The following is a 26,623-nucleotide window of genomic DNA, read 5'->3' as shown; positions in this document are numbered from 1 at the left end:
CTTGCCAATACAGGTATGATGACGCCTCGCCCCCATTCGGATATCTGAAATCAGCCAACCAAGAATAAAATACAATGCTAAAAGTTACCGCTCTTATCAGTTTATGTTCTCTTTCAATGCCGGCATTTGCGCTCGTCCCCCCCGACTATCAGGAGCCTCCTAGCGACTTTACGGCTGAAGTCGAAGCAGGATTACAGCTAAATACAGGTAATACCGAATCGAGTAGTTTTAATGGCCGAACCCAGCTCATTTACGACACGAAACAAACCAAACAAGAAGCCACATTAAAAGCTTACTTTGCATCCGAAAAAAGCCAAACCACTTCAGAAAAATATGAACTGCAATTGCAGTCAAACTATAAGCTCAATAAAGGGTATGTTTTTGGCCGTGGGGACTTTACGTGGGACCAATTTGGTAGCTATACCCAGATATCAACACTTTCAAGTGGTTATGGTTTTAATGCTATTAGTAATCATAAAACAAAGCTGAGTCTCGAAATAGGTCCTGGTTACCGTTATAACTTACCCGCTGAGTCTACTTCTGTTCCCGATCCAGACGCAGAAAAAGATGCCATTTTACGTACAGCGGCGAAGTTTTCTCAAAAACTACAGGAATACACGAGTATCAATGCCGATCTCACCGCTGAAGTTGGGGAAAATAACAACACACTGACTTTAGATATGAGCTACAAAAACCTCGTATTTCAGGATTGGGCGTTTAAAATTGGAATGAACATTAAATACACTGAAGTGGTTCCCGAAGGGAGTCAGCAAACTGATACGATAACGACATTCAATCTACTCTATACATTTAGGTAAATTGTTTGGATTAATGGACCATCGATTAACCTTGGTTAAACCCAAACTCCTTGTGCAAAACCGCCATTATCTCCGTGTAATCTGAAGCACCATTTATGCTTCTGTGGTCATAATTTAGTGACCCATACACAAAAACGAAAAATAAATCGATAATCACCAACAATTTGCAACACTCTACAAACACCAACCCCTGATATACTAGCCAAGAATTATCTTGTTTGCGTTTTTGGCTGTGTTGGTGTTTAGAGTGATTTGACACTTTTTTATACAAGGCAGACAAAATTCAACATCGGAAAGTTAACACGCCTTAGGAGTAGTATATGGCAAACCCGCTACGCACTTTCGCCTCTTTATATAGCACAACGCTCTTAACTGTGTTGGCAGGTGGTTTACTTACCACTTATTTAGGACTTAGGCTCTCTGTAGCGAATGTGCCACAACTTTGGATTGGTAGCATGATGTCTGCCTATTACGTCGGCCTCGTTGCTGGCTCCAAGATAGGGCATAAACTTATCGCTCAGGTCGGTCATATTCGTGCATTTGTGGCAAGTGCGGGTATCGTTGCGGCATCGGCATTATGTCACGCTCTCGTTAATGATCTATTTATATGGATACTACTTAGACTTATCGTTGGCATGGGGATGATGTGCCAATATATGGTGCTTGAAAGCTGGTTAAATGAACAAGCGGAAAATAGTCAACGTGGCACTGTATTCGCGAGCTACATGATCGTCTCTTACTTTGGCTTAATCCTCGGACAGGGGGCCATTAGTATCTATCCCGAACTGGGTTTAGAACCCTTATTGCTTATCGCCATTTGTTTTGCACTGTGTATTGTACCTATTTCACTTACTCGCCGAATTCACCCTGCGCCACTGATACCAGCGCCACTGCAAATTACTCATTACTGGAAAAAAGCCCCACAGGCCCTCACCACCATTGCAATAGGCAGCATGATCGTCGGCTCCTTTTATGGTCTCGCTCCCGCCTATGCCAGTAATTTAGGATTACCACCGGAGAAAGTCGCAACCTACATGACTGCCACTATCCTTGCAGGACTTTTGGCACAATGGCCGATGGGCAAACTGTCCGACATTATGCCCCGCAGCAGGCTTATTCGTATCAACTGCGTGCTCCTCGGTATTTTAGCTCTGGGCATTGCACTCACACCCTATCACCCCGTCATTTCATTGGTGATGACTTTCCTTTTTGGGATCCTTGGATTTACTTTTTATCCATTGGCAACAGCCTTAGCTAACTCTCGGGTAGAGCAAAGTGAACGCGTGGGTTTGTCAGCCACAATCTTACTCACCTTTGGTCTGGGTGCCAGTATCGGTCCATTAATCGCATCCACCCTAATGCAATGGCTAGGCAATAACATGCTCTATGGTTTTATGTCCGCCTGCACCTTAGTACTCTTTTTACGCTTACGTTATGTCAACTCACTGCAAAAAACGGAAACAAATATCACCCAAGACTACATAATGGCGACAGGGGATTTAGTCTCGTCTCCACTGGCTGCAGCACTTGATCCTCGGGTGGACGTCGAGTCAATTCAGGAGCATATGACTCCGAATCCAGAAGAATATGAGGATCAAGAAGATTTAGGTGCAGATGCGATAACGAGTGATGACGAAGATGATGATCAACAACTTGCCTTTAGTTTCGATATGGAACCCGTTCGCACTTTCGCCTCACAAATGGAGACGATAGTGCCGCTTGATGAACAAGTCTGCGAGACAAAAGATTTAGCTAAACCTATTTAATTAATCAATTAATAAAAAGACGGAAAATATCCGTCTTTTTATGGCTTATAACGAGTAATTTAATTAGCTACGGCGTTGACGCACTGCTTCAAATAAGCAAACACCTGTCGCGACCGAGACATTCAAGCTAGACACGCTTCCCGCCATAGGGATAGAAATAAGCGAATCACAAGACTCACGACTTAAACGGCGTAAGCCTTTATCTTCAGCGCCCATAGCAATCGCCAATGGCCCTTTAAGATCCGCTTGATAAAGCTCGCAATCAGCCTCGCCCGCCGTGCCCACAATCCACACACCTTTATCCTGTAGATGGCGCATCGTGCGCGCAAGATTAGTGACTTGGAATAAAGGGACGGTTTCTGCCGCGCCACATGCCACTTTACTCACTGTCGCCGTTAAGCCAACCGAGTTATCCTTAGGGACGATAATACCTTGCACGCCCGCCGCATCGGCATTACGTAGGCAAGCACCTAAGTTATGGGGATCGGTCACACCATCCAAGATCAACAGGAATGGTTGCTCAGTGTTAGCAAGTAGCACATCTAAATCTTGCTCATTCAATACTTTTGCCGCTTTAACGCGCGCGACTATGCCTTGATGTTGGCTGCTTTCCGCTTTGTCATCCAAGGCTTTACGAGAAGCCACTTGAATCGTCGTACCAAAGGCCTTAGCCTGTTCGGCAAGCACAGTTAAACGCTCATCATCACGACCTTGTAACAGCCACAACTCAATAATGCGCTCAGGGCTGTGTTTTAACAGGGCTTCAACTGCGTGGATCCCAAAAATAATATCTTGTTTTTTCATTTATTTCTTTCTCGTGCTCCGCTTTGCGGCTTTTGGCTTTTTAGCCGGATCTTTTACTGTTGCCTTTTTGGCTTTAGCACCCGCTTTGGCCTTAGGTTTGGCTTTGCCTGTTCCAACTTTGGCGCTAGATGCCGCGGTTTTGCCAGCTTTACCTTGCTTAGCACCTTCACGATTAACACGCTCACGGGCTGTCATCGGTTTATCACGGCTAGCTGATACTTTACGCTTGCCACCTTTGCTATCATCACCCAGCATGATCAAATCAATCTGTCTGTCATCTAAGTTGACTGCAGCGACCTTAACTGTCACAGGATCACCCACTTGATAGACTTGGCCTGTGTGCTCGCCGATAAGACGTTGGCGCATTGGATCAAACTGGTAGTAATCGCTACCTAGGCTTGAGATATGCACTAAGCCATCGATAAATAGCTCATTTAAACGCACAAACAAACCAAAACTGGTTACTGAAGCAATCACAGCTTCGAAGGTATCGCCGACGTGATCTTGCATAAACTCGCACTTGAGCCAATCGCTGACATCGCGAGTTGCTTCATCGGCACGACGTTCTGTGGTCGAACACTCTTCGCCTAATTGATCGAGTTCATCGAGTTGATAATGGTAGCCACCATCCTGCGTCCACTTCTCAGTGGTTTCGCCTCTTTCCTTCGCGAGTAAATAACGGATCACACGATGTAACACTAAATCCGGATAGCGGCGAATGGGCGAAGTAAAATGCGCATATTCTTCTAAGGCTAAACCGAAGTGGCCTTCATTATCCGGTGTATAAATTGCTTGACGCATAGAGCGCAGCAACATCACTTGGATAAGTTCAGCATCGGGACGGTCGGCAATTTGCAGCATCACGTTCTGATAATCTGACGGCGTTGGCTCAAGCCCGCCAGTCATAGTCAAGCCACGCTCGGCCAAAAACTCTTTAAAGTTCGCTAGCTTTTGCTCTGATGGCGCTTCATGTACACGATACAAGACTTCGCCTTTGTGTTTCTTCACAAACTTAGCCGCCGAAACGTTGGCTAAAATCATACATTCTTCAATGATTTTATGTGCTTGATTGCGGCCACGTGGCACGATTTTTTCAATCTTGCGCTGCTCATTAAAAATAAACTGCGTTTCCATGGTCTCAAAGGCAATCGCGCCGCGCTCGGCTCGCTGCTCATCAAGCGCTAAATACAGTGATTGTAAACACTGCAAATGTGGGAATAAGGCCTCGTGCTCTGGTGCAATCGGGCCGCCTTCTAACATCTCTGCCACTTGGGTATAAGTGAAACGGGCATGGGAATACATCACAGCCGGATAAAATTTGTAACCCGATAACTTACCTTTTGCAGATACCGTCATCTCAGCGACCATACATAAACGGTCGACGTGAGGATTAAGCGAACATAAGCCGTTAGAGATTTTCTCTGGCAACATAGGGATAACTTGCGACGGGAAATACACTGAATTACCACGGGCACGCGCTTCAGTATCTAATGCCGAATCGGTGCATACATAGTAACTGACATCCGCGATTGCGACCCATAAACGCCAGCCGCCACCTGCTTTTTTCTCGGCATACACAGCATCATCAAAATCGCGGGCGTCTTCACCGTCAATAGTCACTAAGGGGAGATGACGTAAATCCACACGGCCTACTTTATCGGCTTCGGTCACTTCATCGGGAATACGGCGCAGTTTCTTCTCGATCACGGGTGACCAAGTATGGGGTAAATCATAATTACGCAGGGCAATTTCGATTTCCATTCCCGGCGCCATTTGCTTACCAAGCACTTCGGTCACTTTACCCGCAGCCTTAACAAAACGGCCTGGGCGACGCGTTAATTCAACCACAACCACATCACCTTGACGGGCGCCATTGCGGTCTTCATTGGCGACTAAAATTTCTTGGGTAATGCGTTTATCATCGGCAATCACAAATGCCATACCGCTATCGACATGATAGCGACCGACAATTGCAGCACTGCGAGGCTGAATAAGGCGTACAATACGGGCTTCGCGGCGGCCTCGACGATCTAACCCTGCCTTTTGCGCCAGTACTTTATCACCGTGGAAGTACATCAACATATCGCGGTTGGAGATAAATAAGTCATCACCGCCTTCATCGGGCTTGAAAAAGCCAAAGCCTTCCCTATGCCCAAGAACGATGCCGGAAATTAAGTCCATCTTCTCTGGTAAGCCATAGCTTTGTCCGCGGGTGAACACCAGTTCGCCATCGCGTTCCATCGCACGTAGGCGACGCCTTAAGGCTTCTAGTTGCTCTTCCTCGTGAATGTTTAACGCTGCGGCGATGCTGTCACGAGTGATGGGTGATTTTTGAGAACGTAAGTATTCGATAATATACTCACGGCTTGGGATAGGGTTTTCGTACTTATCCTGTTCACGCTCAAAATGAGGGTCTTTTATCATTCAATATCCAAATAATGAGTCTCTGCTTTCAGAGACATCTTAACGGGTTCGCAACTGCTCTTGCTGGGCCCGCGCCACTGCACTGGGGGGCATTTTAGCTGCTAACACCTGCAGTAAAGATAAGGCTTTTTTCTTCGTAACCTCATCTACAAATACATCGTTATATAACCAGTGATAGGCCATTTCGTAATCCCTTGGACTACCGTAACCTTCACCGTATAAACGCACTAACATCATACGAGCGGGTAAATCGCCGCTTGCGGCTGCAGGTAACAAATAGTTAACTGCTCGATCTTTATTGCGAATGACAAATTTACCACTTTGATAATACTCGGCAAGTTTCACCATTGCTTCAGGGCTACCTTGTTCAACCGAATCACGTAGCAAGCGCATTCCCTTAGTAGGATTTGCTTTTACACAAGTCCCATGGTTCAGCATTTCTCCCCAAAGAAATTGATATAAAGGTTGCTTCAGAACTTCAGCCCTGGCCTCAATATCTTGGACCAATTGGCAATCATCACGCTTTACTTTCGCTAAATACTGATTGCTACGGATCAATTCAAGCAATTGATCTTGGCTGTAAATATCGACTGCCAGTGTTTGCGCAAAGCACATTGAAGAGACTAAAGGCAGTAGCGCAACTAATACAGTACGAAGCATAACGACTCTCAATGACAATAGGGTGAATACTTGCATCGGCAGTATAACCTATTTCTTGAGCTTAAGCTGAATATCTAACCGCAGGGAAGCACAGAGAAAGGATAGCGCGAAGAGAAAAAGGCCGTGAAACACGGCCTTTTAAGTCTTAATTGAACGGATTAACCAAAATCATCGTCTCGTTACGATCAGGACCTGTTGAGATAATGTCGATTGGTGTTTCTAATAACGCTTCAAGACGCTTGATATAATTGATCGCCGCCTGTGGCAGTTGATCAATCGACGTCGCACCAAAAGTCGACTCGCTCCAACCCGGCATTGTTTCATAAACAGGTGTAACCTGCTCATAACCTTCTGCGGCAAGTGGTGTCACTTTCGCGATAGTACCATCGGGGTGTTGATAACCCACACAGATCTTCACTTCTTTGAGACCATCAAGTACGTCCAACTTAGTCAGGCAGAAACCACTGACGCTGTTGATTTGAACTGCGCGGCGCATGGCCACTGCATCCAACCAACCTGGACGACGCTTACGACCCGTGGTCGCACCAAACTCATGACCTTTAGTGCCTAAATGATCACCGACTTCACATAATAGTTCAGTTGGGAATGGACCTGCACCTACGCGAGTGGTGTAAGCCTTCATGATACCTAAGACATAGTCTAAGTGACGCGGACCAAAACCGCTGCCTGTCGCAACACCACCAGCAGTGGTATTTGAAGAGGTTACAAATGGGTATGTTCCGTGGTCGATGTCGAGTAATGTACCTTGAGCGCCTTCGAACAGAATTGGCTCACCGGCTTTACGCGCAGTATCCAATAGTTCAGTCACATCAACACACATGCTCTTCAGATAATCGGCCATAGCCAAAGCATCTGCTAGCGTTTGCTCGTAATCAACCGCTTCGACTTGATAGTACTCTGTCAGCATAAAGTTATGGTATTTCATAACTTCTTTCAGCTTTTCAGCAAACAGTTCAGCATTGAACAGGTCGCCTACTCGCAGACCGCGACGAGAGATCTTGTCTTCATACGCAGGTCCAATACCACGGCCAGTTGTACCAATAGCTTTATTACCGCGCGCTTTTTCACGGGCAATATCAAGGGCACAATGGAAAGGTAGGATCAACGGACACGCTTCAGAAATCAGCAGGCGCTCCTCAACAGGAACTCCACGATCTTTGAGCATATTGATCTCTTTCATCAGGGCGTCTGGTGCAAGCACCACACCGTTGCCAATAATGCATTTCACATTATCACGCAGAATACCCGATGGGATCAGATGAAGAACGGTTTTTTCACCGTCGATAACCAAGGTATGACCAGCATTGTGGCCGCCTTGATAGCGAACTACATATTTTGCCTGTTCTGTTAGAAGGTCGACAATTTTACCTTTTCCTTCGTCACCCCATTGAGTGCCGAGAACAACTACGTTTTTGCCCATTGTTTGCTGCAAGGTTGTGGTTAAAAAAGGATTCTAGCAGATTTGTGGGGCCAAGTTGCAAGCCATTTATGAAAAAATAATCAAGATTACCACGCCGGCAGTAACCAAAGCACCGCCCATTCTGCGTAAAACTTGCTGATTTTGATTGGAAAGCTCACTTAAATAACGACGCCATTTATTGGGAAATAATAGTGGGCCTACGCCTTCCAAAATCAACACCAATGCTATCGCAAGCATAAATAATTGAAATGTCATTTCCATCCTCAAACTTAACCTAACGCTTTATTTTGATAAGCATAATAAATCTTAGGTAATAAAAAACCCAGCATAGGCTGGGTTTTTTGATATTCCAAAAACGAATTAACGCTTAGAGAATTGTGGCTTACGACGTGCTTTACGTAGACCCACTTTCTTACGCTCAACTTTACGAGCGTCACGGGTAACGAAACCAGCAGAACGTAACGATGGACGCAGCGCTTCATCTAATTGCATCAGAGCACGGGTAATACCGTGACGGATTGCGCCTGCTTGGCCAGTGATACCACCGCCTTTAACAGTTACATAGATGTCCAGCTTGTCAGTCATTTCAACTAACTCTAAAGGTTGACGAACAACCATACGAGCAGTTTCACGACCAAAATACTGATCCAAAGGACGTTGATTTACAACGATGTTGCCACTACCAGCTTTAGCGAATACGCGAGCTGTAGAGGTTTTGCGACGGCCAGTGCCGTAGTACTGAGTTGCAGCCATTTGCTTAATCCCGTTTAGATATCAAGAACTTGAGGTTGTTGTGCAGCGTGGTTATGTTCTGCGCCAGCGTAAACTTTCAGTTTACGGAACATGGCACGGCCCAGAGGACCTTTTGGTAACATACCCTTAACTGCCTTCTCGATGATCATTTCTGGCTTATGCGCTTGCAGCTTTTCAAAGCTGATTTGCTTAATGCCACCAGGGGAGCCTGAATGCGAGTAGTACGTTTTGCCTTTCGCTTTGTTACCAGTAACAGTGACTTTTTCAGCATTGATAACGATGATGTAATCACCAGTATCAACGTGAGGAGTGTATTCTGGCTTATGCTTGCCGCGTAAACGGGTAGCAATTTCAGTAGCGATACGACCTAAAGTTTTGCCGTCTGCATCAACGACGAACCAGTCACGAGTTACAGTTTCTGGTGTAGCAGTAAAAGTCTTCATTATTACAAAAACCCAAAGTTAATTTCTGTCTCACATGCCGCTTGCATTTGCAAACAACACAAAATTGCCTTTCAGTACCCCTTCGAGCACTTAATTCGGCTTACAACTTCCGCCCAATTGGCGGAGTAACGTGGGCAGGTGGCGGAGTATAGACAAAGCTGAGTTAAAAATCACCTGATATTTTGACAAAAAACATAAAATTTCGATCAAGCGGCTAGTCATCTCAAGGAGGAATGAGCCGCTCTCGATGGTGTAAAAAAATAACGCGAGTGCGATTGTCTACAAGGACTAGGGAAGATGTTCCGATTTCAAATAATCGTGGGATTGCATCTCAATAAGACGCGAGCGACAACGCCTAAATTCAAAGTTAAGCAAACCATCGGCATAGATATCTTCAAGCGGGACTTGGGCTGACACAATAAGCTTTACATTACGCTCGTAAAACTCATCCACCATCGCTAAAAAACGCCTTGCGATATCGTCACCTGTTAAAAATGCCCCCATTTGTTCTATGCCGCTGACCAGCACGGTATGATAAATCCGAGCCAATTCCATATAATCACGTTGACTACGGGGTCCATCACAAAGAGCCCTGAAATCAATTAATAACACACTCTGTGCTTGTTGACGAATCGGTATCACACGCCCTTCAATTTCAATGGCTTCAGTGGATACCACTGCCTCAGGCGCTAATTGAGAAAAGTAATGCAGTAAATTTTTATCTGCCTGTGCATCTAGCGGGTAATGATAAATTTCCGCTTGCTCTAAGGTGCGTAAACGATAGTCAATCCCAGAATCCACATTAAGCACTTCGCAATGTTGATTGATCAAAGCTATTGCCGGCAAGAAACGCGCACGCTGTAAACCATTTTTGTAGAGATCGTCGGGAATAATATTTGAGGTCGCAACTAATACCACTCCTTCTTTAAATAAAGCTTGGAATAACGTACCGAGTAACATAGCGTCAGTAATATCGGAAACAAAAAACTCGTCAAAACAAATCACTCGATATTTAGCGGCCATCTGTTTGGCAATCACAATCAATGGATCGCGAACGCCCTTTAGCTTGTCCAACTCTAAATGCAACTGGTGCATAAAACGATGGAAGTGAGCGCGCAGTTTTTTATCACCAGGCAATGCATCAAAAAACGTGTCCATCAAATAGGTTTTACCACGACCAACACCGCCCCAAAGATAGAGTCCTTTTATACCTTCAGGAGCGGATTTTAACCCTAAAGCCGTAAACAATTTACCGACGATAGAATGAGGTATTTCGGCTGTGGTTAAGTCCTCATATACACGTTGTAATGCTTTAACCGCCACTTCTTGGGCTGGATCATGGGAAAAACCGTCACGGGTAAGATCTTTTTGATAATGCTGCCAAGGGCTTAACTGGGGCACAGTTTAATTCTCTTCTATCCTTTAATAACACTGTGACGATATTAGCACGGCAAATGTGACACAGGATATATTTAAACTGAGCGTAATATCGTCTTTAATACACGACAGATTGAAGCATCATGTAAACAATCAAAATAGTGTTAGCGGGTAACCCGTTAAGTTGATAGATTTGATTCATCCTCCCCCTTGAAAAGTACATCTTTCGACCATAGTGTTGGCCTTAGTAACAAATCGGAAAAGCTCATAAAACCAGCTTAAAGAAATTAACCTTTGTTAATATTAATGAACTTTTTCAAATAGGTGCGTGTCCGAATGGTTACCTAGGCAAATAGCCAGTACCGATACAGATTCGATCTGGGGCGTATATTACAGCGCATTATAGCCAGATCTTTGAACCCTTATTTGGAGTTATGAATAGATGAAAACAAAACTATCTGTACTTTCAGCTGCAATGTTAGCCGCAACCCTGACTATGATGCCTGCTATCTCACAGGCCGCAATTCCACAAACTGTTGATGGACAGTCGATGCCAAGTCTTGCGCCCATGCTTGAGCGCGCAACGCCAGCCGTCGTCTCTGTGGCTGTCACTGGTACCCACGTTTCTAAACAAAGAGTACCTGATGTATTTCGTTACTTCTTTGGCCCTAATGTGCCACAGGAACAAATTCAAGAACGTCCTTTTAGAGGATTAGGTTCCGGCGTCATTATTGATGCTGATAAAGGTTATATTGTTACCAATAACCATGTGATTAATGGCGCAGATGATATCCAAGTTGGTTTACACGATGGTCGAGAGGTCAAAGCGAAACTCATTGGTGCCGATGCCGAATCGGATATAGCCTTATTGCAAATTGAGGCTAAAAATCTTGTCGCTATCAAGTCATCAGACTCCGATGATTTACGCGTAGGTGACTTTGCCGTTGCCATTGGTAACCCTTTCGGTTTAGGTCAGACTGTGACATCAGGTATCGTCAGCGCCTTAGGTCGTAGTGGCCTAGGAATTGAAATGCTTGAAAATTTCATTCAAACCGATGCGGCAATTAATAGCGGTAACTCAGGTGGTGCCCTTGTTAACCTTAATGGCGAATTGATTGGTATCAATACTGCTATTGTGGCTCCGGGAGGCGGTAACGTCGGTATTGGTTTTGCAATTCCTGCCAATATGGTGAAAAACTTAGTCGCACAGATTGTCGAACATGGTGAAGTACGTCGTGGTGTGCTTGGTATTTCAGGCCGCGATCTCGATAGTCAACTTGCTCAAGGTTTTGGTTTAGATACTCAGCACGGTGGCTTTGTCAATGAAGTGACCGCGGGTAGCGCTGCAGAAAAGGCTGGTATTAAAGCGGGCGATATTATTGTCAGTGTTGATGGCCGGGGCATTAAGTCTTTCCAAGAGCTACGTGCTAAGGTGGCGACTATGGGAGCGGGTGCAAAAGTCGAGTTAGGGATCATCCGCGATGGTGATAAAAAAACCGTTAAAGTCACCTTAGGTGAAGCAAGCCAAACGAGTGATTCGGCCGCAGGCGCGGTGCACCCTATGTTACAAGGTGCCGCCTTAGAAAATGCTGCCAAGGGCGGAGTGACGATTACTGATGTTGCTCAAGGTTCCCCCGCCGCGATGAGTGGCTTACAGAAAGGCGATATCATAGTGGGAATTAACCGCACTGCAATTAAAGATCTTAAGGCACTCAAAGCCCATCTTAAGGATCAGGAAGGTGCCGTAGCGCTAAAAATATTGCGCGATAAGAGCATGTTATATTTAGTACTGCGTTAACGGACTAATCATCGCTGAAAAATCAGCTATTTTTCAGACTTAGATCAGAATAGGGAGCCTGCGCTCCCTATTCTTTGCCTAGCTAAACATGTTAATCTAACTCACCTTTTTCAATATTTATCCTGCCATGACTATAAAAGACACCCTGTTGTATCTCGGTAAAGCCATCCTTTTCGGTCTTATCATGGCGGCAATGTTTTTATTGGTGACTCGTTATTTCGATAGTAACAATCTCGGGAATACTCTACTGCAAACCCGCGCCAATAATACCGTTGAACTTTCCTTTGCCAAAGCCGTTCGCCGGGCAGCCCCTGCCGTTGTCAATATCTATAGTCTCAGTATCGATCAACGTCGCCCTCTCAATTCTGGCTCACTCCAAGGTCTTGGTTCTGGGGTAATAATGAGTAAGGAAGGTTATATCCTTACCAATTATCATGTGATTAAAAAAGCCGACGAAATTGTGGTCGCACTACAGGATGGACGTAAATTTACCTCTGAAGTCGTGGGCTTTGATCCTGAAACCGATTTATCGGTTCTTAAAATTGAGGGGGATAATTTACCGATTGTCCCGGTTAATCTTGATAGTCCACCTCAAGTAGGTGATGTCGTACTTGCCATTGGTAATCCCTATAATTTAGGTCAAACCATTACCCAAGGTATCATCAGTGCCACTGGGCGCAACGGGTTAAGTTCAGGTTACTTAGACTTCTTGCAAACCGATGCTGCGATTAATGCGGGTAACTCCGGTGGCGCATTAATTGATACTAATGGCAGTCTTATTGGTATAAACACTGCAGCCTTCCAAATTGGTGAAGAAGGGGGGGGGCACGGCATTAACTTCGCTATTCCGATTAAATTGGCCCACAGCATTATGGGCAAGTTAATTAAAAATGGCCGCGTTATCCGTGGAGCATTAGGCATTTCTGGCGAACCAATTAACCCTGTTGTGGCACAAATTCTTAATCTTCCCGATCTACGTGGCGTATTAGTGACAGGTATCGATCCTAATGGTCCAGCAGCACGAGCACAGCTAATGCCAAGGGATGTGATCATTAAATACGAGGGTGAAGATGTCCCCGGCGTCGAGATGCTGATGGATCGCATAGCAGAAACGACCCCCGGCAAAAAAGTGATGATGACAGTGATACGCCAAGGAAAACCTCAAGAGTTACCCGTCATTATTGATGAAAAGGTTGTGGTTGATAATTAAGTTCGGTTGAATAATCTTGTTTAGTGAAACTCAGAATGAGGTAAGAATAAAGCTTCATTCTGAGTAATAAGATCAACATATGGAATTGCCACATCATCCTCAAATGGCAGAGGAAGATATATCGCACCGCTATGTTTAACTCACTTTTGGCCCAAAGCAACACAGTTGAGTTACGCGCATTACATTACATTACGCATTAGTTGTCATTGCTTCCCCAATAACACGCAGCCCCTTCATTTAACAAGAAGCATCCATATAGGCTCGACGGCGATATCTGCTGTACATGGATATTCGAATGTTACGATCACATAGATGTGAATGAGCAACCATGCCGCCAACGGTCACTGTTGCAACTGTGCCAATCTTAGCGACCATTGAACTGTTCATTTGCCTAAAAGCTTTTGCCCCCAAACGAGTTATAAAAAGATAATTTACACATACCAAGGACAGCTGCTTAGCATTAGACTATCTAACTATACAGATTTAAGCTAAAAATATTCTTTAATTGACTCCCTTAGGGATGCACATCACTACCTCAAGATGCTTGAGCATGATAAGGACTTACCATACTAACGATTCTAATTACATTCATGGTTATTTAACTCTTGACCTTCCCTTTGAGTAGGGACCTTCCTTCGCCGAATTAAGATCCTAAATATATCTCATATTCCAAAATGAACTAAATACAGCAATATTAATAACTATTTTTACAGTTATAGTCAGGCTGCGAGTCAAACTGGCTTCATCCGGTCGTCATTTGGCTCTCTTATAAACTCACATCTTGGAGGATGAAATATGGCAACCTTATTAATTGTGCCAGGGTTTGGTGGTAGCGGCCCTTTACATTGGCAAAGTTGGATTGCACAAAAATATGAATCAGCTATATGGGTCAATGACTTACCACTATTGGAGCCTAAAATTCATATCTGGGCCAATGCCATTTGCCGCGCAATCGATCAAATCGAAGATGAAATCCTCATCCTCGCCCACAGCTTTGGTTGCTTAGCCTCAAGCTTGGCAATTGCTCGTCACCCACAGCGGGTAGCAGCAGCTATTTTAGTCGCGCCAGCATCACCAGCACGATTTTCTGAGAATGGACACATTCTGCCTGAACACGATGGCACTCAAACGATCAAACACTTGTTGCCAAAACATCCCTTAGGTGTCACAGGGCTTGTCATTGCCAGTGAAAACGATCCTTGGATGCCCTTTAATCAAGCTGCAAAACTGGCAAAAAAATTTGGATTCCCAACAATCAACTTAGGGTTAAGTGGCCACATTAATGTCGATTCCGGACATGGAAAGTGGCCCCTCATTGATGTGCTTATTGGTAATCTTATCTATCAAATAGAAAGTGCAACTCAGAGCCAGTCTAAAGATCTCGCAAACTCAAACACCAAAAACACGCTTATTACATAAAAGAATATAAAATCGCAAAATGTAACTTTTTAGTTATCAATATTTGATTATAATTCCAATTACGTTGTCAAAAACTACTTACATAAGGACTGATATGGCAACCAAAGAAGATCTACAGACCGTGATCCCCTTGCTCGTCAATAGTTTAGAAAAACTACTGGGTAGAATTGAGTTTGGGACAGTGGAATTAACCTTTCACCATGGGAAATTAGTGCAATTAGAAAAGAAAGAAAAAATTCGTTTAGACCAAGTTACGCCGTCGAAATAAAACGAAATTTACCACCCAATCAACACAGTTAGACCACATCGCTGACCGGTCAACCGGAAGCCTTATTAAATAATATGAGGATTTCGGTATGAATATTTTATCTCACCTACAAAAAGCAACACTCACCTTAGTTTTGGCCTCGGCTAGTTTTCTCGCACTCGCTGAAGATACGCTATTGAATGTTTCCTATGATCCAACCCGTGAATTCTATCGGGAATATAACCAAATCTTCAGCCAATATTGGCAAAAACAGGGCCATAAAGCCCCAACCATACGTCAATCTCATGGTGGTTCAGGCTCGCAAGCTCGCTCAGTTATTGATGGATTAGAAGCGGATGTTGTCACTCTGGCACTGGCCTATGACGTTGATGCATTAAGGCAAAAAGCGGATTTAATTCCTGAAAATTGGCAAAGTCGCCTGCCACACAATAGCTCGCCCTATACCTCGACCATAGTGCTATTGGTTCGCAAGGGAAATCCCAAAAATATCCATGACTGGAATGACTTAGTTCGAGAAGGTGTAGAGGTCATTACCCCAAATCCTAAGACTTCAGGCGGGGCGCGCTGGAACTATCTCGCCGCTTGGGGTTATGCACTGAAGCAATACGGCTCAGAAGAAAAAGCGTTAGAGTTTGTCACTCAGATTTATAAAAACGTACCTGTGCTGGACTCTGGCGCCCGTGGCGCAACCAATACCTTTGTACAGCGTAAAATTGGCGATGTGTTCATCGCTTGGGAAAATGAAGCCATATTATCCGTTGAGGAGTTAGGAAAAGGTGAATTTGAAATCATTGTTCCCAGTGTCAGTATTCTTGCCGAGCCACCAGTGACAGTGGTAGATAAAAATGTCGATCGCAAAGGGACACGTAAGTTAGCAGAAGCTTACTTAGCACATCTCTATACTGATGAAGCACAACACTTAGCCGCAAAACACTTTTATCGCCCGACAAACCCAGACATTGCGTTGCAATACAAAGACAAGTTTCCACAACTGAAGCTCTTTACCATTGATGAGGTTTTTGGTGGCTGGAACAAAGCACAAAAAACGCATTTTAATGATGGTGGTCAATTCGATTCTATTTTAACCAAGATTAGCAAGTAATCTTTTACGCGGTTTCATTAATACGAAACCGCCCATGAGTTTCACTTATCTCGCTACGGAATAATGATATGAGCAAGGTTGTCATAAAATCTGTGCTACCTGGATTTGGTATTACCTTAGGCTTCTCAGTTTTATATTTAAGTTTGCTGTTTCTTATTCCTGTAGCCGGATTAGTTCTGTTTACGCTGCAAATGAGTTGGGCTGACTTTTGGGTCGCAATTAGTCATCCTCAGGTTGTAGCCTCATACAAGCTGTCATTTACGGCGTCTTTTATTGGCGCCAGCATTAATGCCATTTTTGGGACTCTTGTCGCTTGGGTGTTAGTACGTTATCAATTTTTGGGTAAAAAAGTCGTCGATGCTTTAGTCGATCTGCCTTTTGCCTTACCGACGGCTGTCGCAGGTATCGCGCTCGTAACGCTTTATTCGACTACCGGGTGGGTAGGTCAATATTTACATTTATGGGGCATTAAAGTGGCCTACAGTCAAATTGGTGTTGTGATTGCCTTAACTTACATTGGATTGCCCTTTGTCGTACGAACAGTACAACCGGTTTTAGCAGACTTTTCAAAGGAACTTGAAGAAGCCTCAGCATCCCTCGGTGCTAATCGATTAACCACCATAAGAAGAGTGATCCTACCTGCGGTATTACCTGCATTATTAACGGGTTACGCCTTAGCCTTTGCACGTGCAGTAGGCGAATATGGTTCCGTCATTTTTATCTCGGGCAATTTGCCCTATCGCACCGAAATCACTCCGCTACTGATAGTGTCCAAAGCTGAGCAATATGACTATAACGGCGCTGCGGCTATCGGCGTGGTCATGCTCGCAGCAGCTTTCCTCTTATTGTTATTAATTAATAGCCTACAGTGGTGGGCGAGTAAAAGAGGTTAAGTCTATGGGCCAAATATCGACTGTAAATTATCAAGCTACCACTGAGGCCCCTTGGATAAAGTGGAGTTTAATCGGGATCGCATTAAGCTTTCTCGCACTGTTTCTGGTTTTGCCATTAGCGGTTGTGCTCTACGGCGCCTTCGAAGCGGGTCTCAAGGTCTGGTGGCAAGCTGTGACCGATCCCGATGCGCTCGCTTCCATTCGCCTCACCTTGTTAGTGTTAATTATTGTTGTACCCACCAATGCTATTTTTGGTGTCGCCATCGCTTGGGCCATTGCTAAATTTGAGTTTAGAGGCAAAACCATACTGATCTCGATAATCGACATGCCCTTCGCCATTTCACCCGTCGTGGTCGGGCTGATTTTTGTGATCCTCTTCGGTGCCCAAGGCTGGTTTGGGCCTTGGCTTGCTGCCCATGATTTAAAAGTGATTTTTGCCGTTCCGGGCATAGTCATTGTCATCATGTTCGGCACTTTACCCTTTATTGCCCGTGAACTTATCCCACTGATGCAGCAACAGGGCAAAGATGAAGAAGAAGCCTCACTCACCTTAGGTGCCAGTGGTTTAAAGACTTTTTGGTACGTCACACTGCCGAACATTAAGTGGGGCTTACTCTATGGAGTGATCCTATGTAATGCCCGTGCTATGGGCGAGTTTGGTGCGGTAGCAGTGGTCTCTGGACGCATTCGCGGTGAGACCAATACTATGCCGTTACACATAGAAGTGCTTTATAACGAATACATGTTTACGGCCGCGTTTGCCGTGTCGTCCCTGTTCACTGGTTTAGCACTGGTCACTATCGTGCTCAAAAGCGTTGTGGAATGGAAAGATGAGCGCAAACATCAAATTAACTAAACGCAACGTCCTTGGGAACAGAGCATTATGAGCATACACATTCAACAAGTTAATAAGCGTTTTAGTGATTTTGTTGCCGTTGACTCGGTCAATTTAGAGATCAAAACCGGAGAGCTGACGGCCCTTTTAGGTCCATCCGGCTCAGGCAAAACAACGTTACTCAGGATTATTGCCGGACTCGAACAGGCCGACAGTGGCATAGTCAGATTTAATGGCGAAGACATCACCACACAGCATGTGAGTGAACGCGGTGTCGGTTTTGTATTCCAACATTACGCCCTATTTAAACATATGACTGTATTCGAAAATGTCGCCTATGGGCTCACAGTCCGACCACGAAAGACACGGCCGAGTAAGGTTGAAATTGCCGATAAGGTGCATTCATTACTCAAACTCGTCCAATTAGATTGGACTGCTAATCGCTATCCATCACAACTTTCAGGCGGTCAAAGGCAACGTATCGCTCTCGCCCGCGCACTTGCTGTCGAACCTAAGGTTCTACTGTTAGACGAACCCTTTGGCGCGCTCGATGCAAAAGTCCGCGCAGAATTACGCCGCTGGTTAAGACGTTTACACGATGAGATTAATGTCACTACCGTATTTGTGACCCATGATCAGGAAGAAGCACTCGAAGTCGCAGATAAAATCGTGGTGATGAATCAAGGTCGTATCGAGCAGCAAGGTACGCCAGAAGAAGTCTATGACAATCCAAGCAATCCTTTTGTGTACGAGTTTCTTGGCAATGTGAACCTATTTCATGCCAGGGTAAAACAAGGGCATAGCACTATAGGCAATATCCACATTTCCTCACCAGAGCACACGATTAGTGAAGAGCAACAAGGCTTAGCCTATGTGCGCCCACACGAAATCGAAGTACTGACACAACCAACTGAAAATGCCCTTAAAGTCAGTTTAGACTTAGTGACCATCGTTGGCCCAGCAGTAAGATTAGAAGTCCTAACTGAGCTAGATAACCAACTGATCCATGTTGAATTATCTAAAGTGCAATTTAAACAACTTGGCATAAACAAAGGTGATAGCGCTTGGATCCAGCCGCGCTATACCAAAGTCTTTTTAGGGGAAGGCATTTAACGGGTAATACTGGATAAGCTCAAGGAAATGAACATTTGTTGAAAACTCATATGAGTTTTCAACTTAAATTATTTATTTTCGTGAGTGGTGTTTAGATCTTAATATATGTAACGCCAATACGGTTATCATCCTATGCTAATATTTATTACCTTAAGCTGAGTCACACTTTAGCTATATTCTTTAATTATAACAATTACTTTTGAAGTAGCGTAGATTTTGCTACTTAGTATAGAATAAAAAACAAGGAATGAGCTAAGTGATGATGGGGGCACCATTTATACTCTACCGGGGAGAGGAGTATATCTCAAACCTTGTAAAAACTGTTCAATGCTGAATTGTAATTCAACACCTTATTATAGAAACTTCACTACTTTAAGGTTATTAACCCATCTTGACATCTCAATAAACCCTATCCTGCCTTGCGGTTAAGTATAACATTATAAATTAATTGCATTTTTAATGTGAAAGGCAGACAAGTATTTAAAGTTTTTTCATCACCAGAAAGGCTTTAGCCATAGTAGTTTAACTGTAATTAATAAGTGGCAAGGCCGAAAATAAAGAGGTTACATTTTTGTTTTTAGGTAACTATTCTAAATCGTATCAGCGATAATACATCCTATTCGGCCTTGCCTTAACCTTATATGAACAATGTTACGCGATATTCATCTCTATTAATGTGACTTACATATGATTAGAAATAACATTATAAACAGTTCATCACAAATACAAAGCTAAAGTTTATTTTTATATATATCAAATTAGAATATTTAATTATTTATATAATGGTAAGGGTTGTTGCAGCATGCATAATGACTCTTTCAGTTATTGACTTGTTTTTATATTGATACTATGTAAATCTAAAACAGAAGCTGAAAAAGTTTTATTTATATCCTTAATAGTCATGGCTATCATGTATTTCAATTGATAAATCGTCTATACGAAATACTCAAGTTTCAATTGCTGAATGACGTTGTTGGAGAGTAATAAGTATCATACCAAACGATCAAGTAACCCTGTTCGTACCATTTTAATGATACGTAACCAGAAATAAAGATTCATACAGGTTACCCTGAACATTCGCTGCCTTGACACGTTCGGTGTTTTTCAAGGCAGTTGTCACTCTTTGATTCATCTTAAGGGAAAAACGCCCAAGAATAGCCGTAAACAGGGTGCTAGAGCGGATTTTAGGCGATAGCGTGAATCGGTCTGACCTAGAGTGATTCACTGACATAAACTAGAAAAATTAGTGAATCAATCCGCCAGCTCTTGCGATCCCTACAATACCAATCAAAATCCAAAAACCATTGAGTAACGTGTAAGCGGCATCTTTGCGTAAAGCGGCACACCATGTTAGCAAAACAGCATCTATCGTGTTGAAAATCCATACAAACATAAAAGGACTTTCAGGGCCAAGCCAACTGACAAGTGAGAAACTAAATATTCGCATTAGAACACCAACCATTTCAAAGGTCCGCATGTTTGCGTTCAAATATGCGTTAAATTTTTTATAAGACAATTTATCATTACTCTTTTATTCATAAGAAAATTCTTATCATGTAGAACTACATAAAAGAACAACTGTTACCAACGCAATCCCTTTGATACGGGGTAAATTGCGCGAAATTTTAATATGTAAACCAAACTAGGTAAATCTGATTCACCGTAACGAGTGTTGAAATCTCTCATGATCAGGTTTTTCTTTTTGGTATTAATTACGTTTTGTCTCTCTAGTTAACAGATAACAAAGGGCTGACATTTGAGCCATGGCATGCTTTGGGGCATTTTCGATTTAGAAATGGCAGCGTACCGATGTTATCGCCGCCATTTTAGTATGATACTTTAATACTCAGGATTGAGACTTTATTGCTCTCCTACAGCCGTATCCAATTGGACACCATTAAAACACTAAGGCTTGCTCAAGATCGGCAATCAAATCTTGAGGATCTTCCACACCAATGCTCAATCTAATCAGGTTGTCATTCACCCCTGAAGCTAGCCGACTCGCAGCATCCATAGCAGCATGGGTGGTGCTAGCTGGATGACAGGCAAGGCTCTCTAAGTCACCTAAACTGACCGCTTGAGTAAACAAGTTCAAATGATCTAAAAACTGCGCCGCTCGGTTAAAACCGCCTTCGAGCTCAATACTCACCATACCGCCAAAGGCATTGATTGTTTCACTCAGAACTTGATGACCTTGATCCTCTGCTAGCCCAGGGTAATAAACTTTTGTAACGCTCGGATGGGTTGCAAGAAAAGCGGCGACCTTAGCCGCGCCCGCAAGATGAGCATCCATTCTCAGTGCTAAGGTACGTAAGCCTCGCTGTAATAAATAAGCTTCCTGTGGCCCAATCGCGGCGCCGATATGTTTAAGCGCTATAGTGCGAATAGGTTGCATTAATGCCTTAGGTCCAGCAACAACTCCGGCGATCAAATCGCCATGACCACTTAGATACTTAGTGGCACTGTGCATCACGATATCAATGCCATGTTCCAGCGGTTTGAATAAATACGGGGTTAAAAACGTATTATCACAAATGGTTATAGCGCCCACTTTTTCGGCGGCAAGCTTAACCTTACGGTAGTCACTGACTTTTAAGGTCGGATTGGTGATGGGCTCAAATAAAATAATTTTTGTTTCGGCGGTAATCTCTGCCAATAAATGATCATCGTCTTGATAACGGCGCACGGTAATACCCGCGCGAGTTAACGTTTGGATTAAAAATGCCGCAGTGCCACCATATACGGGGTCGATAAATGCGATTTCATCACCTTGGCTGGCTAAGGCATAGAAAATACTGCTGATTGCCGCCATCCCACTCGCAACAACGAGTGCTTCATCAGCCCCTTCCAGTTGTGCTAATTGATATTCAAGCGCCTGCACTGTCGGATTCGCCATGCGACTGTAGATAAAGCCCGGTTGCTCACCAGCAAAACGGGCTCGACCATCCTCGGCACTACCGTAGGCGAAGGTGCTACTTTGATAGATAGGAGTTGTAAGCGCGCCCGTCGAGTTATCAGCGGCATAATGGGTGTGAAGTAATTTAGTTTTAAATTGCATAATAGATCCTAATAACCATTAAATGGCATGAGCGAATGAGGCGTAATGCGCTTGAGCAACGTCGGGATGAGAGCGTAAACGCCCTTTTAATACGTTCTGGCCCACTTGGTGGAAAAGTGGATTTAATGGATCACTTGCCGGTCCTTGAGCTTGGTTCGCCAGATGCTTTGGCAAAGGTAACAAAGGGACTGTCGCATTCAACTGCGCCGCCATAAAAAAGGCGCACGAGTAGCGCTCGACCCCAGCAGGCGGGCTTGTCACCCTATGGTTGGTTGCCTTTAAATACCCATTAGAAGCCAACTCAAGTAATTCACCTATATTCACCACAAAGGCATCTTCTAATGGCGGTATGCTTAACCAACCGTTGTCAGTCTGAACCTCTAAACCGGATTGCTTATCTTGCAGCACTAAGGTCAAATAGCCAGGATCTTTATGTGCCCCTACACCTTGGCCTGAAGTCTGTCCATCCGCGCCGGGATAGCGAATAAGCTTCATATGTTGATAAGGACCGGCTTCAATCGTGGCATCAAAGGCGCTTTCAGGTTGCTCTAATGCGACAGCAAAAGCTCTCAATAGAGTGACACTGATATCCACTAAATCCTGTTGCCATGCCAATAAAGTCGATTTCATCTGTGGTAATTGTGATGGCCATTGATTTGGCCCCTGTAGCTGCCACCATATAGGCCCATTTGACTGCTGAGGGTTAGCGACTTCTTCTTGCATAATATCAAACTGTTCCCGCCAGTCCGGTTTCCCTAAGGTCAATTCACCTTGTAAACGGGTATAACCTCGAAAATGCGGCGTGTTAGCCATTTTTACCGCAAGTTTATCTGCAACGGGCAACGCAAAGAAATCTGCCGCTAACTGAAGTACTTGCTGCTGTCTAGCGAGGCCAAGACCATGTCCAGTTAGGTAGAAAAAACCAATTCTTCTAGCGGCATCGGCAAGCTTAGTGATGAAGGCGTTACGACGTTGCCCACCCGCATACCAATCACTTAAATTCAATATCGGTAATTGTTCCATCCATGACTCCCATTTAATGAAATGCTTTGTATGAGTCGGATTCTATGCCTTTACCAGTTGAGGGATAATGATTTAATAACTATTTGATATAACGATAATGAATAATAGATCATTTAGATATATAGACATCTAGGTATCTATACTTCTATTTCTTTACATCACGATAAAAAAGTAGAACTAAATACATGATTAATTGATATTCCTATACGAATCGCGATTAGCCAATAAACCGATGCCTATCGACATATCTGCATATTGAAACCTATTGTCCATTCGAATTTTTCATTACTTTTGTTTATTCGAAATGAAGATAATTCCGCGCAAAACGCAGCACACTTCTATCCCTTCCCTTTTAGCAGAGCTAAATTGAGCGCAATAAAAAACCAGCATTACGCTGGTTTTTTATTGGAGCCAATTCGACGCTGAAGTTATTGTACGCGCTCTACATGCGCGCCCAATCCTTGGAATTTCTGCTCGATATGCTCGTAACCGCGATCTAAATGATAGATACGATCGACGATAGTCTTACCATCAGCGACTAAACCGGCAATCACTAGACTGGCTGACGCGCGTAAATCGGTCGCCATCACCTGTGCACCGCTTAAAGACTCAATCCCTTGGATAATACAGGTATTGCCTTCAAGCTCCATGGTAGCGCCCATACGGATAAGTTCTGGCACGTGCATAAAGCGGTTTTCGAAGATGGTCTCGGTAATGGTTGCCGTGCCCTGCGCGAGCGCATTGAGTACACAAAACTGCGCCTGCATATCGGTGGGGAAACCAGGATAAGGCGCCGTCTTGATATTCACCGCCTTTGGACGCTTGCCTTCCATATCCAGCTCAATCCAATCTTCACCTGTGGTGATCTTAGCGCCCGCATCTTCAAGTTTTGCGATAACCGACTCTAATGAAGCGGGATCGGCTTTTAGGCAGCGAATACGGCCACGAGTGACAGCTGCAGCAACCAGGAATGAACCGGTTTCGATACGATCTGGCATCACGCGATACTCACAGCCCTGTAAACGCTCAACCCCTTGAATACGCAGTGTAGCACTGCCTACACCAGTGATTTTTGCGCCCATGGCAATCAAGCAATTCGCCAAGTCGATCACTTCAGGTTCGCGGGCTGCGTTTTCAATCACAGTTTCGCCATCGGCTAACGCCGCCGCCATCAGTAAATTTTCCGTCGCACCAACGCTGACCATGTCCATAAAAATATGCGCGCCTTTAAGACGACCATCGACACGGGCTTTAATATAGCCTTCTTTCACTTCAATCTTGGCGCCCATCATTTCGAGGCCATGCAAGTGTAAGTTCACTGGACGCGCGCCAATGGCACAGCCGCCCGGCAATGAAACGTCAGCGGTACCATAGCGTGCCAATAACGGTCCTAAGATCAAGATAGAGGCACGCATGGTTTTCACTAGATCGTAGGGAGCGCAAAACTCATTCAGATTAGTGGTCGAAATGCGGATCTGTCCGTCACCAAGTTCAGTCACTTCAGCACCAAGGCAGCGTAATAATTTGCAGCTAGTACTTACATCGCGAAGATTCGGCACATTAGAAACCACAAAATCGGTCTCTGCCAATACTCCCGCCATTAGGATTGGTAGCGCCGCATTTTTAGCACCAGAAATGATCACATCACCGGCAAGCGGGGGGCTTGCCTGAATTGTTAGTTTATCCACTTTTCCTCTCTAGCTAGGCATGTTGAAAACTTTTTCGCGTTTCCATTGAGTCGGCGTGAAAGTTTTGATCGTTAATGCATGTAATTCACCGCTGGCAATGTGTGCAGTGAGTGGTGCATAAATGGCTTGTTGCTGTTTAACTCGGCTCATACCATCAAAGCACTCACCTACGGCGATGACTTTATAATGGCTACCATCCGAGCTTGCGTGAACTTCTTCAAGCCCTAACGCATCACGTAAAATCTGTTCGATTAAGCTGCATTCCATAGAATCTAATACCTTGTATTCAAATCGCTTCTTCAGAGAAGAAGGACTGTAAATCATATAAATCAATTAATTTTTTAAGTTGCTGCGAAGCGGAACTCAGCGCGAGAGGGGTTTTATGCTCACTGACTAAAGCCAGCAGAAAAGCTACGCCAGCACTATCACTGTATTCAAGCCCAGACAAAGATAGCACCTGTGTCTGTGGGCTAAGTAAGCTGTGTCTTTGTGACCACAAGGCTATCACTTGAGTTTGTGATAAACGTCCTTTGAGGTGGCAAACTGTATCCTGCTGCACAAATTCAATCACGACATTGAGTTCCCAGATGATTTAGCTTGTTTGGTGACTTTGTCTTTAGTCCGTTCTTCTAGCATCTTAATGACAGGATCAATCCCCTGTTGACGAATAAGATTAGAAATTTCAGATTGTTTAGATGACAGTAAACTCACACCTTCAGCGACTAAATCAAACGCCTTCCATGAATCATCCTTTAAACGACGCACTTTAAACAACAGTTTAATCGGTGGACGTCCCGGTTCGATGATCTGCACATTAACGTCGACAATTTTCTCATTGCTGAAATCAATGCCGGGGGAAAATTCAACTTTCTGATTCGTATATTCAGTAAATGCTTGTGCATAGGTGGTAACTAAATATCCCTCAAAAGCATCAACAAAACGATTACGCTGATCTTCAGTCGAATCTTTAAGGTACTGGCCTAAAACCTTGTAAGAGGCATATTTATAATCAACGTAGGGCATGAGTTCTTCATGGACGATGACTTTCAGGTGATCGGTATTCGCATCGATCAATGCTTTATCTTTATGGAAACGATCGAAGGTTTTATTCGCAACGGATTTTACCATGGCATATGGATCTTTAGTGTTTACCGTGGCATCAGAAGCAAGCGCACTTGCTGTACCTAAGACCATAACTAACGGCAGTAAAAAGCGAGATAAGCTTTTAAACATAGTAGTAACCCCTATTTATCCTTTGAACCCATACTATATAGGAACTGACCAATCAGATCCTCTAACACTAAGGCAGAGCGAGTATCATCAATTTTATCGCCATCTTTTAGCATGCCGATATCATCATCCACAAAACCTGGAGTAAGACCAAGAAACTGCTCACCTAACAGACCCGAAGTGAGAATCGCTAAGCTACTGGTTTCTGGGAATTTATCGTAACGCTTATCCATAACTATCGTGACGACAGCAACCAATTTAACCGGATCAAGGTCAATACTACTGACTCGCCCAACAACCACTCCGCCCACTTTCACAGGCGAACGCACTTTAAGGCCACCAATATTGGTAAAGTTTGCCGTTAAGGTATAACTGCTATCGCTGGTTTTCACTTCAATATTGGCGACATTAAACACCAATACCAAAAAGGCGGCTAAACCGGTTAAAAGAAATACACCCACTAACAATTCAATTTTTCGTGTCAACATACTCAGTTACCA

Annotated in this window: 26 protein-coding genes; 10 read left to right on the top strand and 16 right to left on the bottom strand. The window is 44.1% G+C overall.

All coding sequences use genetic code 11. From position 1 onward, the window contains the following. Window positions 1–74 precede the first annotated feature (74 nt). Both JEZ96_RS03090 and JEZ96_RS03085 read left to right on the top strand, forming a co-directional pair. Window positions 75–818, top strand: coding sequence for a DUF481 domain-containing protein (locus tag JEZ96_RS03090; protein WP_011790677.1), 744 nt, complete (start codon window positions 75–77; stop codon window positions 816–818). Window positions 819–1,138: 320 nt separating this feature from the next. Further along, the gene (locus JEZ96_RS03085) at window positions 1,139–2,584 is read left to right on the top strand and encodes an MFS transporter (protein WP_011790678.1); all 1,446 of its coding nucleotides are present in this window, start codon (window positions 1,139–1,141) and stop codon (window positions 2,582–2,584) included. A 63-nt stretch (window positions 2,585–2,647) separates the two neighbouring features. On the opposite strand, the gene rlmB is transcribed toward JEZ96_RS03085, so the two are convergent. The 8 genes from rlmB to zapE all read right to left on the bottom strand — a co-directional run bounded on the left by rlmB (window position 2,648) and on the right by zapE (window position 10,510). Further along, window positions 2,648–3,388, bottom strand: coding sequence for a 23S rRNA (guanosine(2251)-2'-O)-methyltransferase RlmB (gene rlmB, locus JEZ96_RS03080; RefSeq protein WP_025007917.1), 741 nt, complete (start codon window positions 3,386–3,388; stop codon window positions 2,648–2,650). Continuing rightward, the gene (rnr, locus tag JEZ96_RS03075) at window positions 3,389–5,812 is read right to left on the bottom strand and encodes a ribonuclease R (RefSeq protein ID WP_128090178.1); all 2,424 of its coding nucleotides are present in this window, start codon (window positions 5,810–5,812) and stop codon (window positions 3,389–3,391) included. It lies immediately after the preceding gene. 39 nt (window positions 5,813–5,851) lie between these two features. Further along, window positions 5,852–6,508: a flagellar protein MotX gene (gene motX / locus JEZ96_RS03070; protein WP_025007918.1), complete on the bottom strand. Its 657-nt coding sequence runs from the start codon at window positions 6,506–6,508 to the stop codon at window positions 5,852–5,854. A 109-nt stretch (window positions 6,509–6,617) separates the two neighbouring features. Beyond that, complete coding sequence (locus tag JEZ96_RS03065) at window positions 6,618–7,913, bottom strand: adenylosuccinate synthase (protein WP_011790682.1); 1,296 nt, start codon at window positions 7,911–7,913, stop codon at window positions 6,618–6,620. A 66-nt stretch (window positions 7,914–7,979) separates the two neighbouring features. Beyond that, on the bottom strand, window positions 7,980–8,168 hold the full coding sequence (locus JEZ96_RS03060) for a DUF2065 domain-containing protein (protein ID WP_014609861.1): 189 nt from the start codon (window positions 8,166–8,168) through the stop codon (window positions 7,980–7,982). A gap of 105 nt (window positions 8,169–8,273) precedes the next feature. Next, window positions 8,274–8,666, bottom strand: a complete 393-nt coding sequence (rpsI, locus tag JEZ96_RS03055) for a 30S ribosomal protein S9 (RefSeq protein ID WP_006083052.1) — start codon at window positions 8,664–8,666, stop codon at window positions 8,274–8,276. 14 nt (window positions 8,667–8,680) lie between these two features. Further along, complete coding sequence (gene rplM / locus JEZ96_RS03050) at window positions 8,681–9,109, bottom strand: 50S ribosomal protein L13 (protein WP_198779847.1); 429 nt, start codon at window positions 9,107–9,109, stop codon at window positions 8,681–8,683. A 288-nt stretch (window positions 9,110–9,397) separates the two neighbouring features. After that, window positions 9,398–10,510: a cell division protein ZapE gene (zapE, locus tag JEZ96_RS03045; RefSeq protein ID WP_011790684.1), complete on the bottom strand. Its 1,113-nt coding sequence runs from the start codon at window positions 10,508–10,510 to the stop codon at window positions 9,398–9,400. A 418-nt stretch (window positions 10,511–10,928) separates the two neighbouring features. Between zapE and degQ the strand changes: the two genes are divergently transcribed. The 8 genes from degQ to JEZ96_RS03005 all read left to right on the top strand — a co-directional run bounded on the left by degQ (window position 10,929) and on the right by JEZ96_RS03005 (window position 19,124). Beyond that, a complete protein-coding gene (degQ, locus tag JEZ96_RS03040; protein WP_014609859.1) occupies window positions 10,929–12,284 on the top strand; it encodes a Do family serine endopeptidase DegQ in 1,356 nt (451 codons plus the stop codon). Between the two features lie 127 nt (window positions 12,285–12,411). Next, entirely contained in the window at window positions 12,412–13,494 is a 1,083-nt protein-coding gene (gene degS / locus JEZ96_RS03035) for an outer membrane-stress sensor serine endopeptidase DegS (protein ID WP_061783268.1), read from the top strand. A 795-nt stretch (window positions 13,495–14,289) separates the two neighbouring features. Next, window positions 14,290–14,913: an alpha/beta hydrolase gene (locus JEZ96_RS03030; protein WP_025007920.1), complete on the top strand. Its 624-nt coding sequence runs from the start codon at window positions 14,290–14,292 to the stop codon at window positions 14,911–14,913. 94 nt (window positions 14,914–15,007) lie between these two features. Then, window positions 15,008–15,181, top strand: a complete 174-nt coding sequence (locus JEZ96_RS03025; protein ID WP_011790691.1) for a YezD family protein — start codon at window positions 15,008–15,010, stop codon at window positions 15,179–15,181. Window positions 15,182–15,269: 88 nt separating this feature from the next. Further along, window positions 15,270–16,283 carry a sulfate ABC transporter substrate-binding protein gene (locus JEZ96_RS03020; protein ID WP_061783269.1) on the top strand — a complete coding sequence of 338 codons (1,014 nt, stop codon included), beginning with the start codon at window positions 15,270–15,272 and terminating at the stop codon, window positions 16,281–16,283. 68 nt (window positions 16,284–16,351) lie between these two features. Next, window positions 16,352–17,176 carry a sulfate ABC transporter permease subunit CysT gene (cysT, locus tag JEZ96_RS03015; RefSeq protein ID WP_025007921.1) on the top strand — a complete coding sequence of 275 codons (825 nt, stop codon included), beginning with the start codon at window positions 16,352–16,354 and terminating at the stop codon, window positions 17,174–17,176. A gap of 4 nt (window positions 17,177–17,180) precedes the next feature. Then, window positions 17,181–18,032, top strand: a complete 852-nt coding sequence (gene cysW, locus JEZ96_RS03010) for a sulfate ABC transporter permease subunit CysW (protein ID WP_128090179.1) — start codon at window positions 17,181–17,183, stop codon at window positions 18,030–18,032. Between the two features lie 27 nt (window positions 18,033–18,059). Further along, window positions 18,060–19,124: a sulfate/molybdate ABC transporter ATP-binding protein gene (locus tag JEZ96_RS03005; protein WP_061783270.1), complete on the top strand. Its 1,065-nt coding sequence runs from the start codon at window positions 18,060–18,062 to the stop codon at window positions 19,122–19,124. 1,243 nt (window positions 19,125–20,367) lie between these two features. Here the strand turns inward: JEZ96_RS03005 and JEZ96_RS03000 are convergent. From JEZ96_RS03000 to mlaD, 8 genes are all read right to left on the bottom strand, one after another. After that, window positions 20,368–20,571, bottom strand: coding sequence for a hypothetical protein (locus JEZ96_RS03000; protein ID WP_011918771.1), 204 nt, complete (start codon window positions 20,569–20,571; stop codon window positions 20,368–20,370). A gap of 450 nt (window positions 20,572–21,021) precedes the next feature. Next, window positions 21,022–22,182, bottom strand: coding sequence for a trans-sulfuration enzyme family protein (locus tag JEZ96_RS02995; protein ID WP_061783271.1), 1,161 nt, complete (start codon window positions 22,180–22,182; stop codon window positions 21,022–21,024). An 18-nt stretch (window positions 22,183–22,200) separates the two neighbouring features. Continuing rightward, on the bottom strand, window positions 22,201–23,205 hold the full coding sequence (locus JEZ96_RS02990; protein WP_061783272.1) for an isopenicillin N synthase family dioxygenase: 1,005 nt from the start codon (window positions 23,203–23,205) through the stop codon (window positions 22,201–22,203). A gap of 428 nt (window positions 23,206–23,633) precedes the next feature. Beyond that, a complete protein-coding gene (gene murA / locus JEZ96_RS02985; RefSeq protein WP_011790698.1) occupies window positions 23,634–24,893 on the bottom strand; it encodes a UDP-N-acetylglucosamine 1-carboxyvinyltransferase in 1,260 nt (419 codons plus the stop codon). Window positions 24,894–24,902: 9 nt separating this feature from the next. After that, a complete protein-coding gene (locus tag JEZ96_RS02980) occupies window positions 24,903–25,160 on the bottom strand; it encodes a BolA family protein (protein ID WP_006086065.1) in 258 nt (85 codons plus the stop codon). 19 nt (window positions 25,161–25,179) lie between these two features. After that, a complete protein-coding gene (locus JEZ96_RS02975) occupies window positions 25,180–25,464 on the bottom strand; it encodes an STAS domain-containing protein (protein ID WP_011790699.1) in 285 nt (94 codons plus the stop codon). Continuing rightward, window positions 25,461–26,126: an MlaC/ttg2D family ABC transporter substrate-binding protein gene (locus JEZ96_RS02970; protein ID WP_061783273.1), complete on the bottom strand. Its 666-nt coding sequence runs from the start codon at window positions 26,124–26,126 to the stop codon at window positions 25,461–25,463. Before JEZ96_RS02970 ends, JEZ96_RS02975 begins: the two co-directional genes overlap by 4 nt. A gap of 11 nt (window positions 26,127–26,137) precedes the next feature. Next, window positions 26,138–26,611 carry an outer membrane lipid asymmetry maintenance protein MlaD gene (gene mlaD / locus JEZ96_RS02965; RefSeq protein ID WP_011790701.1) on the bottom strand — a complete coding sequence of 158 codons (474 nt, stop codon included), beginning with the start codon at window positions 26,609–26,611 and terminating at the stop codon, window positions 26,138–26,140. Window positions 26,612–26,623 lie beyond the last annotated feature (12 nt).

The sequence above is a fragment of the Shewanella putrefaciens genome, from assembly GCF_016406325.1.
In the GTDB taxonomy this organism is placed as follows: Bacteria; Pseudomonadota; Gammaproteobacteria; order Enterobacterales; family Shewanellaceae; genus Shewanella; species Shewanella putrefaciens.
This window is presented reverse-complemented; position numbering and strand designations above follow the sequence as displayed.

What these genes read in the sequence shown, in the direction of transcription:
- JEZ96_RS03090 (WP_011790677.1), top strand. Translation starts at nt 75, where the DNA reads ATGCTAAAAGTTACCGCTCTTATCAGTTTATGTTCTCTTTCAATGCCG.
- JEZ96_RS03085 (WP_011790678.1), top strand. Translation starts at nt 1,139, where the DNA reads ATGGCAAACCCGCTACGCACTTTCGCCTCTTTATATAGCACAACGCTC.
- rlmB (WP_025007917.1), bottom strand. Translation starts at nt 3,388, where the DNA reads ATGAAAAAACAAGATATTATTTTTGGGATCCACGCAGTTGAAGCCCTG.
- rnr (WP_128090178.1), bottom strand. Translation starts at nt 5,812, where the DNA reads ATGATAAAAGACCCTCATTTTGAGCGTGAACAGGATAAGTACGAAAAC.
- motX (WP_025007918.1), bottom strand. Translation starts at nt 6,508, where the DNA reads ATGCAAGTATTCACCCTATTGTCATTGAGAGTCGTTATGCTTCGTACT.
- JEZ96_RS03065 (WP_011790682.1), bottom strand. Translation starts at nt 7,913, where the DNA reads ATGGGCAAAAACGTAGTTGTTCTCGGCACTCAATGGGGTGACGAAGGA.
- JEZ96_RS03060 (WP_014609861.1), bottom strand. Translation starts at nt 8,168, where the DNA reads ATGACATTTCAATTATTTATGCTTGCGATAGCATTGGTGTTGATTTTG.
- rpsI (WP_006083052.1), bottom strand. Translation starts at nt 8,666, where the DNA reads ATGGCTGCAACTCAGTACTACGGCACTGGCCGTCGCAAAACCTCTACA.
- rplM (WP_198779847.1), bottom strand. Translation starts at nt 9,109, where the DNA reads ATGAAGACTTTTACTGCTACACCAGAAACTGTAACTCGTGACTGGTTC.
- degQ (WP_014609859.1), top strand. Translation starts at nt 10,929, where the DNA reads ATGAAAACAAAACTATCTGTACTTTCAGCTGCAATGTTAGCCGCAACC.
- degS (WP_061783268.1), top strand. Translation starts at nt 12,412, where the DNA reads ATGACTATAAAAGACACCCTGTTGTATCTCGGTAAAGCCATCCTTTTC.
- JEZ96_RS03030 (WP_025007920.1), top strand. Translation starts at nt 14,290, where the DNA reads ATGGCAACCTTATTAATTGTGCCAGGGTTTGGTGGTAGCGGCCCTTTA.
- JEZ96_RS03025 (WP_011790691.1), top strand. Translation starts at nt 15,008, where the DNA reads ATGGCAACCAAAGAAGATCTACAGACCGTGATCCCCTTGCTCGTCAAT.
- JEZ96_RS03020 (WP_061783269.1), top strand. Translation starts at nt 15,270, where the DNA reads ATGAATATTTTATCTCACCTACAAAAAGCAACACTCACCTTAGTTTTG.
- cysT (WP_025007921.1), top strand. Translation starts at nt 16,352, where the DNA reads ATGAGCAAGGTTGTCATAAAATCTGTGCTACCTGGATTTGGTATTACC.
- cysW (WP_128090179.1), top strand. Translation starts at nt 17,181, where the DNA reads ATGGGCCAAATATCGACTGTAAATTATCAAGCTACCACTGAGGCCCCT.
- JEZ96_RS03005 (WP_061783270.1), top strand. Translation starts at nt 18,060, where the DNA reads ATGAGCATACACATTCAACAAGTTAATAAGCGTTTTAGTGATTTTGTT.
- JEZ96_RS03000 (WP_011918771.1), bottom strand. Translation starts at nt 20,571, where the DNA reads ATGCGAATATTTAGTTTCTCACTTGTCAGTTGGCTTGGCCCTGAAAGT.
- JEZ96_RS02995 (WP_061783271.1), bottom strand. Translation starts at nt 22,182, where the DNA reads ATGCAATTTAAAACTAAATTACTTCACACCCATTATGCCGCTGATAAC.
- JEZ96_RS02990 (WP_061783272.1), bottom strand. Translation starts at nt 23,205, where the DNA reads ATGGAACAATTACCGATATTGAATTTAAGTGATTGGTATGCGGGTGGG.
- JEZ96_RS02980 (WP_006086065.1), bottom strand. Translation starts at nt 25,160, where the DNA reads ATGGAATGCAGCTTAATCGAACAGATTTTACGTGATGCGTTAGGGCTT.
- JEZ96_RS02970 (WP_061783273.1), bottom strand. Translation starts at nt 26,126, where the DNA reads ATGTTTAAAAGCTTATCTCGCTTTTTACTGCCGTTAGTTATGGTCTTA.
- mlaD (WP_011790701.1), bottom strand. Translation starts at nt 26,611, where the DNA reads ATGTTGACACGAAAAATTGAATTGTTAGTGGGTGTATTTCTTTTAACC.